The sequence below is a fragment of the Flavobacterium hibernum genome (assembly GCF_000832125.1).
Lineage (GTDB): Bacteria > Bacteroidota > Bacteroidia > Flavobacteriales > Flavobacteriaceae > Flavobacterium > Flavobacterium hibernum.
In genome coordinates, this window is record NZ_JPRK01000005.1 from 301,305 (window position 1) to 315,120 (window position 13,816).

Sequence of the window (13,816 nt, forward strand, 5' to 3'; positions counted from 1 at the left end):
ATTTTAAAAGGATATTAATTCCCTAATTCTAATTGATTTTTTACTAATTCGTAATAGTTTTTTTGAGCTAAAACCAATTCTTTATGTGTTCCTATCTCAACTATTTTTCCTTTTTCGAGTACTACAATTTGATCTGCATTTTTTACTGTCGATAATCGGTGTGCTATAATAACCGCTGTTTTACCAACTAAAAACTGATTCAGATTTTCCATAATTACCTTTTCATTATTGGCATCAAGAGAAGAAGTAGCTTCATCAAAAAATAAATAATCAGGATTTTTATACACTGCTCTGGCAATCAGTAATCGCTGTCGCTGTCCGCCAGAAATTCCTGTTCCTTCGTTCCCTATTTTTGTGTTGTAGGAAAGTGGTAAACTTTCTATAAATTCCCTAATATTGGCAGTTTCAACGGCATGCAGTAATTTTTTCTTATCGACATAATCTTCTCCAACCGCAATATTGTTGGCAATTGTATCATTAAAAATAAATCCTTCCTGCATTACGACTCCGCATTTACCTCTCCAGGCGCTTGGAGAAATCATATTAAACCTCATTTTATCAAGAAGAATTTCGCCTGCATTTGGCTCGTAAAATTTCATTAAAAGCTTGAGTAGAGTTGTTTTTCCACTTCCGCTTGTTCCTACAATCGCAGTTGTTTTTTGTTTGGGGACAAGTAAACTCAAATCTTCCAGAACGTAATCTGGATTTCCGGTATATCGAAAGGATAGGTGTTTAATGCAAATATCAGAATGTCCTAAATCATAGATTTTAGGATTTAAAAGGTCTTCTTCATCTTCTTTATCGTGAATTTCGCCTAGTCGTTCTAAACTTATTTTAGCATCTTGAAGCGAACGTACAAAACCTACCATTTGCATTAACGGATTGTTTAACTGACCAATTATGTATTGAACAGACAACATCATCCCTAATGTCAATTCTCCTTTGACTACTAAGGTTGCCGAAAAAAAGGTGATTAATAAATCTTTAAGATGATTGATAAAGTTTGATCCTACAGATTGCCATTGCTCCAGAGTTAGCGATTGCATGTTTACCTTAAAAAGGCGAATTTGAACAAACTCCCATCCCCAACGTTTTTGCTTTTCGGCGTTGTGCATTTTAATTTCCTGCATGCCGTTTATAAGTTCCATAACCTTAGATTGTTCATTTGAAACTTGCGAAAAGCGTTTGTAATCCAGTTCTTTTCGTTTCTTCAAAAAGAATAAAATCCAACCGAGGTAAGCGATACTGCCCACTAAAAACACTAAGAACAATTGTAGATTATAAAAAATCAGGACAAAACTAAACACGACTAGGTTTACTAACGAGAACATAACATTTAATGAACTTCCGGTAAGTAATTGTTCTATTCTTCTATTGTCTCCTATTCGCTGCATTATATCGCCGGTCATTCGGCTGTCAAAATAACTAATGGGTAATTTCATCAGTTTTATAAAAAAATCTGAAACTAACGAAATATGAATTCTGGTGCTCAAGTGAAGCATTATCCAGGAACGAAGTACTTCGATTGCGGTTTGTCCCGCAAAAAGCATTAGTTGCGCCAACAGAATTAAATAGATAAAATTTAAATCCCGTGTCTGAATTCCAACATCGACAATACTTTGGGTTAGAAAAGGAAATAACAACGAAAATAAACTCGCCGCTGCCAACCCAATTACGAGCTGAATAACTAAACCTTTATAACGAAACAAATACTTTGTGAGATACCCAAAACTCCTTTTTGAGTTTTCGTTATCCCATTCGTTTTTAAAAAACTCTGGCGTTGGCTCTAACAAAAGTGCAATACCTTCTTCGGTTTTTTCATGTGCATTTTTACCTATCCAAAACTTGATAAATTCTTCTTTGGTGTAGGTTATTAATCCATGACTGGGATCTGAGATATAGACTTTATCTTTTTTTATTTTATAAACAACTACAAAATGCTGGTTGTTCCAATGAACAATACACGGAAGTGGCATTTCATTTTGCAAGGTCTCAAAATTATTTTTTATACCAAGAGTTCGAAACCCTAAAGCTTCGCCGGCATCACTTAATCCTAGTAAGCTACTGCCTTCTCGTGTAGTTTCAGACAGGTTTCTTATTTGCTGTAGCTCTATTACTTTTCCGTAATATTTTGCAATAATGCGCAAACAAGTTGGGCCGCAATCTTTGGCATCGGGCTGTTTGTAGAAAGGGAAATTTATTATTTTCAAAATACTAGGTTTTTTTCTTCTATTAAACGTTCAATAAAAAAATTGAGTTCATTAACATCATACTCTTTAGGAAGCAGCTGTCCATTTAAAATGATTGCGGGAGTATGAAAAACCTTATTTTCAAGACACCAATTGTATTGATCTTGTATTATTACACTTGCTTGTTCTGATTGTTTGAACTTCCATTTGGATTTCCAGTCTTCGAGTGTTACTCTTTGTATATGCCAATCCTGTAGTGCTGTTGTAACTCTAGAATAATCTCCTAAAAGATAATAATTCATTATCTGCTGATAGATCCCATTATAAGGGTTATTGTAGTTGTCGATATTTATATTAAAAATGAGTTTAACGTTTACTTGTTCTTCATTCTTGGCCAGCAACTTCATTAAGTTTTCATAAGCTTTATGGCAATGTCCACACGATGCGCTAAGTACTGCATAGAGTGTTATGGGTGCATTTTCATTGCCAATTGTAATGGCTTCTAATCTATCTAACGTATGTGTATTTACACTTTGATCATCGCTTAAAAGCCCTTTAAAAACGGGATATTTGCGTTTAAGCTGATGGTATTTTAATTCGCTATTTTTATAAATTAAATTATTCCTGATTAAATTTTTAAGCTCCATCCAAACAATGGTTGACAGAATCAAAATGGCAAAAAATGTGGCAGTGTTTTTTAGATGCTCTAAAAACGAAAAATTATCAAATCCGTAAATCAAAATCAAAGCAATTTGCATCGCTAAAACGCTTGCAATGCCCAAACACAAAATGCACCATTTTTTTACTATAAAATATTGAGCAAATAGTGAATAAAGCAACACTGGAATACTCAACAATGCCAAACAACTATAAACAAAAGCGGTATCCTGAATTAATGTGAAGGTTGAAAAAGCGGTTAAAACCGAAAAGTAAATTAAGGAAATGTCACTTAATTTTAAATTGCTCAAAACTTTCGCATTATTAGAAGATAGTACTTCTTTACAACTTGTTTTTTTTGTTGCATGACAAATTTTTGAAATAGAATCGTCTTGAAATCCTAAGTCTTCTCTAACTAAAAAAACGCTAATTAGTAATCCTGCAATAGCTGTTAAAGCGTAACAAATTGGCAAAATAGGATTTGATGAATTTAGCCAATACACATGAAATAAGGCCAAACAAATAGTACCAATTAAAAACAATCCGATGTTTCCCGAAATGATACTTTTTTGTTCTTTATTACTATTTTCATTTTCTTCGATTGCTACAATCATTCCGTTCCATCCTTCAAGATACTTTGCTCTTGAAAGCTTTTGAACAAAACCGTTTGCAAACTGAATTTCAAAATCATTTCCTGTTTTTTTTGTGTAAACAATTTCATTTCCTGTATGTGTCGAAAAAACGGAAAGATATGTTTTAGGCAAATTCATTAAATCACTTTGATCAATTCGGGCTGCAATATTTTCGATATCATAATAATTGAATACGTCTACTATTGCCGCTAAACTTGGATAATCAGGATGTGATTCTAATTCGAGTATTATTTTTTCTTCAAAATGATAATATTTATGCTCTCGAAGATATTTTTTGAGGTAAAAGAAGTCTGTCATCTTAATGGAATTAAATCAGTTTCTTCGATTTTTACTTTTAAGAATAGTATTTTTTCGACTATAAAAAACCGAGTTCTGGTTTGAATTAATTCTATAAAATCTAACTTCCCCGCTTCGTCAATGTCTTCTTCTAAATAGGTATTCATTTTGAGTATAAAATCTTGATAAAGAATTGGGGTTTCTAATTCACTTAAAATTAGTTCATCAATTTCGTCCAGACTTACTTGCGAAATTTTATAACCAAGCTCTGGAACGATGGCCGATCTTATTTCTTGATTTAACTCTTCATTGAAATAGTCTTTAATCTCAACTTCCGAAAATTTGAATAACTCAAACGCTGTATTATGGGCTACTAATTGATCAAATTCTTGTGGAAATTCCAGAGACATAAAATTTCTTCCTGTCATGTATTCATTCGAAATATTTTGATTGCTTCCAAATGTATTTATTGACTTAAAATCATTTTTTAAATCTTGATTTTTAGATGCGTTAAAAGAGGTTTCATAATATGAAAAATAATCGGGTAACAATTTTCGTAAGCGTTCAAAATATTCCGGATATTCCTTAATTACGTAGGTTTCCAGATTACTGCAAATGCGCACACTTTTTTTATATGTTCCTAACAAATGCAGGTAACTTTTTTGATTGGGTACTTTATCAAAATCGCCAAAACCTATATAACTATTGTCATTTGGAGTGTCGGCAAACAAGCAATTAACTTGCTCTGAAGTCTCTTTTATCATATTGTAAAACAGGACTTGCTCAAAAAATATATTAAAATTAAAACCGTTAATGGAGTTCCAAACTGATTTGTTACGATCTACAAATGCAGACGAAATAGCAGCATATTTCTTGAAATACTCATAATTATTACCTCCAATTATACCCATATTGTAGGCATAATTGCTGTTGTTATTGATGTAGTCTTTCATTTCATTTGGGACATACAATAAATTAGGATAAATCTCCTTCCACATCCCTTCGTAATATTCTGTTGTTATCTCTAAATTCTGGGTAATAAAATCTCCATTTAATAATTGATCCGAAAACTCTTTCCAGATAAACACATCGCCATCAACATGCAAAAAAGGTTCGTTTTGCAGGCTGTATGTTTTAATTTTGGGCATTGCCCAAAGGCTTTTGTGATAATGATTGAGTTCGTCTAAAACAACATGAACTTTATTGTACGGCAATTGTAGTTTCTCAATTAATATTTCATATCCTTTTTGATCTGTATATAATTCTACATTATAAAATTTCGCCAGTTGATTTGCGCTTAATATCCAACTTAACCAGTTATGTGCATTGGATAACCAGCCATAATTTTCGGTTAACGGATCTTCTAGATTTTGAGACCAAAATGATTGAATTATTTTCATTTAATTTTATGATTTGGAGTATTTAATTAAGTTTCCGTCAAGCATAACTTCAGAGAAACTATTTTTTTCGTCTTTATAATATTGTTTGGTATGTGTATTAAAAAAGTAATTCGAATGAAAAATCATTCTGCTTAAATCAAATTGATTTTCCGGATTTTCATAATAGACATAGTTTTGTTCTTTGGCGTTTTTGCCAATAAACATATATCGATTCATATAAGAATATTGTCCTTTTTCCAGACTTCGCATTGGTTTGATTTTAAAAAATCTTGACCAGAACATGTCTATTTTAAACAGCGAATTTTTAAAATTTGGTTTAAAATCATCTGTCCATTTTGCAGGGATTCCTAAACTTGAATATTTCCTTATATTGTATTTATCGACGTAATAAGAATCTGGTATTTTTTTCCATTTTTTTATGCCCGAAAAAATATTATTCTTGTAACTGCTAAAATGATATAACAGTACTTCGTATTCATTTTTATAACTTAAAATTCCATTGTCCCATTTTATTCTGCCCGGTGTTCCTTCGATAATAAAGAGATCAAAATGTACTCTAATATTGTTTTGTTCTTTGACTAAAACATGGTGTATACTTTCTGTTTCTGTAGGTACATCAAGAATATTTATTCCTGAAATTACTTCATCATAAGCGCCTCCGCATTCATCAAAACAATAATTATCGTTAGTGGTAAAAATGTATTTATAATCTTTACTTTTTTCAAAGAGATGATTGACTATTGTGTTGTTTCTAAAAAGTAAAAAATAGCCTGACGGAAAAGAATCTTTTACGGAAATTACATCGTAATCATTCAGTAATTCCTGAGTCATGAATTCTCTTATTCTTCCAAAAACAAGGTCAATATCACAAACTCCCCAAAAATCGTAAGGAGAAATTTCATCTTGAAAAATAATTCCGAAAGCGGGTTTAAAATCGCAAATTTTATAGGCATTGGTAATCTTTATATCCAGATTAAGCTTTTGTGACGCAAGGATATTAAAGGCTTCTAATGAAAATTTTACCATTTTTACATTTTGTGGAACGTCTCCTTCTTTATCATCATTTGAAAATATTATAAAATCAACGGTTGGATTGGTTTCACAGGATTTCAGGAAAAAATCAAAATACCACGGCAGTTTTCCCAGATAACAATTAAGCAATACTATTTTATTCATTTTTTCAAATTAAAAAAGAGACTATACTATAATTTCTTATAGTATAGTCTTTTATAAAACAATCCATTAAACAGTGCATCTGTAGCCTTAGCTTTTCGATTTCTGCTTATTGTTTTTCAAAACACTTCTTTTAATACATTATAAGAATGGCTTAAGAGCAGATTCCTGTATAAATATCTCCCGGATATTCAGGTTTTGGAACACATTTTAGAGATGGAGCACAATTAAATATACCATGATTTAGCATACAATACCTTCCTGCTGGAGATCCACACCCTGAACCACCTTGTATCATGCGCATTTCATCTCTTTTTAAACCTTCTGTAATGTTTTTTAAACTAATTTTTTTCATTTGATAAGTTTTGATTTTTTGTATGTCTACTCTTTAGCTTTTCGACTTCTGCTTATTGTTTTTCAAAACACTTCTTTTAATACATTAAAAGAGTGGTTTAGTAGCAGATTCCAGTATAAATATCTCCTGGATATTGTGGTTTTGGAACACATTTTAGAGCTGGAGCACAATTAAATATACCGTGATTTACATAACAAAAACTTCCCGCTGGAGATCCACATCCTGAACCACCTTGAATCATTCTCATTTCGTCTCTTTTTAAACCTTCTGTAATGTTTTTTAAACTAATTTTTTTCATTTTGATACGTTTTTATTTTTTGTTTGTCTACTCATTAGCTTTTCGACTTCCGCTTTATTATTGTTTGAAACAGAACTTGTAGTGATGAAAGAATGTTCTAAGCGCAGTATCCAGCGTTATTAGAATATCTGTTATCTCTAACGCAAGTTAAACCTACCGCACAATTGAAGATGTTGTGCCCAACATAACAAAATCCACCCGCAGGATATCCACATCCGGAGCCTCCTTGTATCGTGCGCATTTCATCTCTTTTTAAGCCTTCTGTAATATTTTTTAAACTAATTTTTTTCATTTCAATACGTTTTGATTTTTACATGTCTACTCATTAGCTTTTCGACTTTCGCTTTATGGTTATTAAGAACAATAGGTTAATGTATCACCCGGATATTTGGGTTTAGAAATGCATTTTAAAGGTGGAGCACAATTAAACACCGGACTTCCGGGAATACATGTACTACCTACACCACAACCGCAGCCAGAACCACCTTGTATCATGCGCATTTCTTCTCTTTTCATGCCTTCATGAATGTTCTTTAAACTAATTTTTTTCATTACTAATAGGTTAAAATAGCCTACTCATTAGCTTTTCGGCTTCCGCTTTTTTGTTTTTTAAAATCCTATTTTCAAGACATCAATTTCTAGCTCGGTCCAAGTTGCGCAACCAATTTTGACAACCTTTTGATTCGTATTTGCAACTACAAATTAATCAGGCTGTTAAATACTTAAAATGTCGTATTTCTCTTAAAAATATAAAAAATATACGATCAAAATACCTTAGCTTTTTCCAAAGCTCAACTACAACGTTATATTGTTAATAAATAATTAAAATGATAAAAAAATAATTAATTTATTATGCATTCAAAAAACAAACTATGCTAATTTTACATATTTACTATTTTTAAAACTTCTTTTTTCGATTAATAATCAGCAAAAAGTTATTTAAGATTAAATCATAATTATATTGCATAAAAAAGTGTTACATGTCATTGTTTGTCTTACAAAAGTTAGACACATCTGTCATTAAAAATCTAAAGGATAAATAGTATTCCATAAAAAAAAGGCTGTCGATATAAGACAGCCTTTTTTTATAATTTAATCGGGTTTAATTTTCTATTTGAAATGGTAGTGTAATAACAGAAGGATAGTAAAGTTTTATATTGTTAAGAGAACTCATTTTTCTTTCAAAAAAAAAAGGCTATCCATAGGATAGCCTTTAAATTATTTAGGGATTAAAAATTAATCTACTGTTATAGTTTTTGCAACGTTGTCAATTTTTAAAACTCTTGGTCCTGTTGGTCCAGTGTATTTAAAGTTACTGTCACCATCTGCAGCATTTACTAATTCTGAATCGATAGTATAACCTAAACCTGAATAGTAAGTATAGTTATGACTATTATTTGCGCCCCAGTTACCACCACTTGTAAAGTCATTTGATAAAAATTCTCTAAATGCTTCTCCGCTTTTAAGAACAATAGTCACTTGGTAAATATTAGTTTGACCTGGAACTAAAGGAAACTCAGTTTCAGCATCTCCGTCCCAGCTCCATCCACCAGGTGTAGCTGCTCCAACTAACCAGTGAGAACTTGCTAATGGCGTGTGATAAGGAGTTGCTTTAAAAGTATAGAAGTTTGAGTATTGTGCTTCAGCACCAATTCCAACAGTAGCTTTAATACGAATGTCTACACTATTTTCTTGTTTCTCAATAAAACCACCATTAACTAAAGCAGAGTTCAATTCTGCTACTGTCAAAGCTTTAAAACGAGCAGTAGTTGTAGTTACAGCAACAGGAGCAGCAAATTTAGTTCCCGCTTTTGCAATTTCAATTGTATAGTTTACTACTGTTTGAGTCCCGTCGTACTTCGCATCATCCCAAATTACTGTTGTAGCAATTTCTTTTTCTTTATCTTTTGTAAGAACAATATTGAAATCATTTTTTGGGCTAAGTAAAACTGGAGCCGTAACTGGCTGTATTACTGGTCTGTTTTCTACATCATCTGCATTACATGATACTGCTAAAACACCAATGAATGCGATTAAAATTTTATATATATTTTTCATTTTATTATTTTTTATAAGGTTAGTTAGTATCCTGGATTTTGTTTTAAAGTTGGGTTAGCCTGAATAGTTTTTGAAGGAATTGGCATTAGATTTCTAAATTCTTCTGTACCACTACCATTTTTAACACCACCTTTCCACTGCCAGATCTTAGATCCTCCTGTGAATTTACCAAAACGAATTAAATCTGTTCTTCTGTGACATTCCCAGAACAATTCTCTTGCTCTTTCATCTAAAATAAAGTCTAGCGTTAAGTCTGTAGCGGTAACGACACCAGCACCAGCTCTTACTCTAATTTTATTAATATACCCTAAAGCTGTTGTAGTATTACCAGAAGATGCTCCTCTTAAAGTTGCTTCTGCATACATTAAATACACATCAGACAATCTGTACATTGGGAAATCTGTATCAGGAATATCATTTCTTTGTGCAGCAGTTCCATCAGAATTTACGTTAGTGAATTTTTTAACCGCATAACCATTAGTAAATACTCCATAATCAGCAATATCTAAAGTTTGCCCATTTGTATAAAAAGTTCCTCTTTTATCAGCAGTTGCAGTTGCATCTGGAAACAATTGAACAAACTCTGGTCTTGCACGTATTCCAGACCATCCACCGTTCATACCTTGATCAGCAGCATTCATACTTCCACCAATAGATGCATGAAGAATAAAACTCATTCCTCCTCCGGTAGCTCTAATTGCATTACCATCTCCAACAATTGGGAAGATAACTTCCTTTTGTGCTCCATTTCTATTGTTATCAGCAGAAAACAAGAAACGGTAAGGTACATTTGCAAAAGTATATGCAGAACCAGTTATAATATCATTACAAACTGTAGCAGCATCATTATTTCTTTCTGTTCCAGTGTATACTTTAGCATTTAAATAAATTTGCGCTAATAAAAACTTAGCAGCCGTTTTATCTACTCTACCATATTCATTAGCTCCAGAAGCAACTAATGTATTATCCATATCTTTTAATTCTGACTCTACAAAAGCAAAAACTTCTGCTCTTGTTTTTTGCTCTGGATAATAGAATCCAACTGGATCTTTTTCAGTAGTAATTGGCACATTACCAAATAAGTCCATTAAATTCACATAAGAAAAAGCTCTTAAAAAACGAGCTTCTGCTCTAAGCTTAACAATTTCTGCCTTTAAAGTAGCATCAACACCTCTTGCCGTAAGTTTTTCATCCGTTGTTTGTCTTAAAAACTCATTAGCAACACTAATTTCGTAAAAAGCTCTTGAGAAAATTCCGTACAAAAACTGATTACTTGGACTCCATTGCTGACCATTTATTGCTGGTAAACCATCATCTGCCCATGCAATAATAGCCTCATCTGTTGGGAATTCCTGCGAAACAAATAATAATCGCAAGTAACTACTAAAATCTCCCGTAAGACCAAAAATATCCGGAGAACCATCTCCATCATTTCCTCCTACATATAAACCTGCATACAATTTTGCTAAAACTTGTTTGTATGATGCCGGATCTTGAAAAAAGGTATCAGAAAGAAACTCATCATCATCCTTTGGCGTCACATCTAAGTCGCTCGTACACGAAGTAAGCGTCATACTCAATCCTAAAATGAATAGGAGAAAATAAGATATATATTTAAATGATATTTTCATTTTGTTTATTTTTAAATTTAATTTTTCAATGTACTATTAGAAATTCGCATTTACTCCAAACAAGAATGTTCTGGCTCTTGGATAAACATTATTGTCTATTCCGTTGAATTTCTCAGGATCTAAACCATCGTATTTTGTTAAAACAAAAACATTCTGAACTCCTACCGTAAATCTTAACGAAGCAGCTTTTAATAATGTTTTATCAAAAGTGTATCCAAATACTACGTTATCAAGTTTGATAAAAGAAGCGTCTTTTACAAAATAATCCGAGTAATTACGTTGCGTTCCATTAGAGTTACTTTCTGTAGTAAAACCAGTATTGTAATAATCAGTACTAATATTAGACAAATCAGAATCTCTTCTTAACCCTGCTTGTAAATATCCTTTATCAGAACTTACGTTATCATAAATATAGTTTCCTAAACTAGCTCTCCAGTTCATTGTAAAATCGAATTTTTTATAATTCAAAGTAGAGTACAACCCGAAAGTATAATCTGCCGTTGGTTTATGAAATTTATAACGATCTGCATCTGTAATAGCGCCATCGCCATTTCTGTCTGCATAAGCACCTTGAATTGGTCTCTTGTTTGCATCATATAATTGCTCAAAAACAAAGAATGAATTTGGAGCAAATCCTGCAGAATGTATCAATACTTGGTTTCCTGTACCTCCAGCAATAATATCTCCTGTAATATATCCTTGAAATCCTGGAACATTAGTTCCTAAATCAGTGATTTTTTGATCGATATAAGTTGCATTAACAGCAAGGTTCCATGTCAATTTATCATTTTTGATAATGTCTGACTGAAGATTAAACTCAACCCCTTTAGTTCTTACGCTACCAATATTACTATATCCTTGGTTTCTAATATTTGCACCATCAGGGTAAGCGATTTCAGCCAAAAGGTCACTTGATTTTTTATCAAAATAATTAACCGTTCCAGTAATTCTGTCTTTAAAAAATCCAAAATCCACACCTACGTTCATCTCAGCCAAATCTTCCCATTTAATATCTGGGTTATAACCTTCTGGTCTTGCAGCTTTGTAAATAACTCCATTAAAAAGGTATTGTGTATTGATTGTTCCTAAAGTTACTCTTCTTAGGTAATCGTATTGAGGTACAATATCTTGCTGACCTGTAGTTCCGTATCCAACTCTTAATTTTAAACTTGACAAAGTCTCATTATCTTTTAAGAACTCTTCTTGAGCAACATTCCATGCAAAAGCAGCTCCTCCAAAATTACCCCATCTGTTTTCTTTAGCAAAACGAGAAGTTCCGTCTCTTCTGTAGTTTAAAGTCAATAAATATCTACTGTCATAATTTAAAGTCAAACGACCAAAATACGATTGTAAGTTAATATCCGGATCTGTAGTAACATCTTCTTTTGGATTTGGCTCTTTTGTTTGACCTGAATCATATCCAACTCTTTGAAACAACTGGTAGTTATATCCTGCTGTTGCATCAATTTTAAACTTACCTAAATCTTTAGTATAGTTAAAATAAGTATTTAAGTTTTTATTTTGGCGACTATCAGTATAATGAATATCTCCTCCTAAATTTACCCATTTTCCACTGCTAAATACTTCTGGCTGATATCCTAAAATACTTTGGTTACTTACTCTTGTATAACCATTACTATTAAATTTATCAATTCCTCCTTCTACAACTACTCTTAAATCTTCGAAGAAATGAAGTTTATAGTCTAATCTAATATTTCCCCATTTTCTAGTAGATGTTGATCTACGATCGTCTTGATTTAATCTGGCAACTGGGTTTCTTGCAGGCAATAATGGTACATTTCCATTTGCCTCCAACCATTCAAAGTAACCTGCATAACGAGAACCCGTTTGATAAACAGATTGTGTTGGATCGAATGAAATAGCACTACCAATTACCGGACCTTCATCTTGAAATTGATTTTTTCCAAATGCTAAATTTCCGCTAATATCAATTTTTAAGTGATTATCAAATAAAACTGGGTTTAACGATAACGATGTCGTAGTTCTTTCAAAAGAAGTGTTTCTTAAGATTCCAGGATTATCAACATTTCCAACAGATAAACGTACGGGCAATTTGTTGAACAAAGCACCACTTACAGAGATATTGTTGTTTGTTGTTAAAGCAGTATGAAAAATTTCATTTTGCCAGTTTGTATTTGCTGTACCCAATAAAGCTTTTTGAGCTGCATTTCCTTTTTCATTTACTAAAGCACGAAATTGGTCAGCACTTAAAACATCTACAGTATTTGCAACTGTATTAATACCTACTTGAGAATTAAAGTTAACTTTTACACCACCTTTAGTTCCTTTTTTAGTAGTAATTACAATTACACCATTTGCAGCTCTAGAACCGTAAATTGCAGCAGCAGAAGCATCTTTAAGCACAGTAAAAGATTCGATATCATTTGGATCAATTGTAGACAAAATACTTGTAGATCCGTTAGGAACCGCATTACTCATAGGAAGTCCGTCAATTACAATTAAAGGCTCATTCGAAGCACTTAACGAAGATCCTCCACGAATTCTAATATCTGCTTTAGCTCCCGGCGCACCTCCACCAACAACGTTTACACCAGCAATACGACCGCTAATTAAACTTTCTGGAGTTACGTTAATTCCTTTATTAAATTCTTTTGCAGAAATTTGAGAAACAGATCCCGTTGCGTCTTTTTTCTTAACAGTACCGTAACCTACTTGTACCACAACCTCTTTAAGCTGATTGTTATCTTCTTCTAAAGAAACAGTTAACGATTGTTGTCCATTATAAGTAACAGTTGACGTTTTGTATCCAATAAATGAAACATTAATTTTGTCTCCATTTTTTAAATTAGATAACTGAAATTTACCGTCAAAATCTGTTGATGTGCCACCTGGAGCACCTTGTACATTTACATTTACTCCCGGGATTGGTTGTCCCGTTGCCAAATCGGCAACCGTTCCTTTTAAAGTACTTTGAGCGAGCACAGTAAACGGCAACAGTAGGAATAAAAATAACAACTTTTTGTAAATTGTTTTCATACTTTTTGTTTAAATTAGTTTGAGTTTTTGATTGTTAGTTAAGTTTTTAATTTTACTTCGAATTTCAAAATTAGGAATTTATTAACATGCTCGACCACAGTCAATTTT

At 32.4% G+C, this 13,816-nt stretch carries 10 protein-coding genes and 2 pseudogenes; all 12 read right to left on the minus strand.

Features of this window, described 5'->3' with window-relative positions; all coding sequences use genetic code 11:
* Positions 1–14 precede the first annotated feature (14 nt).
* Positions 15–692 (minus strand): annotated as a pseudogene (locus tag IW18_RS23480) (ATP-binding cassette domain-containing protein); the annotation flags it as partial.
* Positions 693–887: 195 nt separating this feature from the next.
* Positions 888–2,210, minus strand: a pseudogene (locus IW18_RS23485) (cysteine peptidase family C39 domain-containing protein); the annotation flags it as partial.
* Positions 2,207–3,796: a vitamin K epoxide reductase family protein gene (locus IW18_RS05610; RefSeq protein WP_041516598.1), complete on the minus strand. Its 1,590-nt coding sequence runs from the start codon at positions 3,794–3,796 to the stop codon at positions 2,207–2,209. The gene IW18_RS05610 and the pseudogene IW18_RS23485, both read right to left, overlap by 4 nt.
* On the minus strand, positions 3,793–5,175 hold the full coding sequence (locus IW18_RS22620) for a DUF6734 family protein (protein ID WP_052480090.1): 1,383 nt from the start codon (positions 5,173–5,175) through the stop codon (positions 3,793–3,795). Before IW18_RS22620 ends, IW18_RS05610 begins: the two co-directional genes overlap by 4 nt.
* Before the next feature lie 6 nt (positions 5,176–5,181).
* Positions 5,182–6,351, minus strand: a complete 1,170-nt coding sequence (locus IW18_RS05620) for a DUF6625 family protein (protein ID WP_052480091.1) — start codon at positions 6,349–6,351, stop codon at positions 5,182–5,184.
* A gap of 151 nt (positions 6,352–6,502) precedes the next feature.
* On the minus strand, positions 6,503–6,703 hold the full coding sequence (locus IW18_RS05625; RefSeq protein WP_041516599.1) for a hypothetical protein: 201 nt from the start codon (positions 6,701–6,703) through the stop codon (positions 6,503–6,505).
* Between the two features lie 97 nt (positions 6,704–6,800).
* Positions 6,801–7,001 (minus strand): hypothetical protein, encoded by a 201-nt coding sequence (locus IW18_RS05630; protein ID WP_041516601.1) that lies wholly within the window; start codon positions 6,999–7,001, stop codon positions 6,801–6,803.
* Positions 7,002–7,098: 97 nt separating this feature from the next.
* Complete coding sequence (locus tag IW18_RS05635) at positions 7,099–7,293, minus strand: hypothetical protein (protein WP_041516602.1); 195 nt, start codon at positions 7,291–7,293, stop codon at positions 7,099–7,101.
* 62 nt (positions 7,294–7,355) lie between these two features.
* Positions 7,356–7,502 (minus strand): hypothetical protein, encoded by a 147-nt coding sequence (locus IW18_RS23175; RefSeq protein ID WP_160113214.1) that lies wholly within the window; start codon positions 7,500–7,502, stop codon positions 7,356–7,358.
* A 735-nt stretch (positions 7,503–8,237) separates the two neighbouring features.
* The gene (locus IW18_RS22625) at positions 8,238–9,059 is read right to left on the minus strand and encodes a SusE domain-containing protein (RefSeq protein ID WP_052480092.1); all 822 of its coding nucleotides are present in this window, start codon (positions 9,057–9,059) and stop codon (positions 8,238–8,240) included.
* 23 nt (positions 9,060–9,082) lie between these two features.
* The gene (locus IW18_RS05650; protein ID WP_041516606.1) at positions 9,083–10,690 is read right to left on the minus strand and encodes a RagB/SusD family nutrient uptake outer membrane protein; all 1,608 of its coding nucleotides are present in this window, start codon (positions 10,688–10,690) and stop codon (positions 9,083–9,085) included.
* A gap of 36 nt (positions 10,691–10,726) precedes the next feature.
* Positions 10,727–13,708 carry a SusC/RagA family TonB-linked outer membrane protein gene (locus IW18_RS05655; protein ID WP_041516608.1) on the minus strand — a complete coding sequence of 994 codons (2,982 nt, stop codon included), beginning with the start codon at positions 13,706–13,708 and terminating at the stop codon, positions 10,727–10,729.
* Positions 13,709–13,816: the final 108 nt, after the last annotated feature.

Bases quoted from the DNA above. Each gene is read 5' to 3' on its own strand.
- IW18_RS05610 (WP_041516598.1), bottom strand. From the start codon at position 3,796: ATGACAGACTTCTTTTACCTCAAAAAATATCTTCGAGAGCATAAATAT.
- IW18_RS22620 (WP_052480090.1), bottom strand. From the start codon at position 5,175: ATGAAAATAATTCAATCATTTTGGTCTCAAAATCTAGAAGATCCGTTA.
- IW18_RS05620 (WP_052480091.1), bottom strand. From the start codon at position 6,351: ATGAATAAAATAGTATTGCTTAATTGTTATCTGGGAAAACTGCCGTGG.
- IW18_RS05625 (WP_041516599.1), bottom strand. From the start codon at position 6,703: ATGAAAAAAATTAGTTTAAAAAACATTACAGAAGGTTTAAAAAGAGAT.
- IW18_RS05630 (WP_041516601.1), bottom strand. From the start codon at position 7,001: ATGAAAAAAATTAGTTTAAAAAACATTACAGAAGGTTTAAAAAGAGAC.
- IW18_RS05635 (WP_041516602.1), bottom strand. From the start codon at position 7,293: ATGAAAAAAATTAGTTTAAAAAATATTACAGAAGGCTTAAAAAGAGAT.
- IW18_RS23175 (WP_160113214.1), bottom strand. From the start codon at position 7,502: ATGCGCATGATACAAGGTGGTTCTGGCTGCGGTTGTGGTGTAGGTAGT.
- IW18_RS22625 (WP_052480092.1), bottom strand. From the start codon at position 9,059: ATGAAAAATATATATAAAATTTTAATCGCATTCATTGGTGTTTTAGCA.
- IW18_RS05650 (WP_041516606.1), bottom strand. From the start codon at position 10,690: ATGAAAATATCATTTAAATATATATCTTATTTTCTCCTATTCATTTTA.
- IW18_RS05655 (WP_041516608.1), bottom strand. From the start codon at position 13,708: ATGAAAACAATTTACAAAAAGTTGTTATTTTTATTCCTACTGTTGCCG.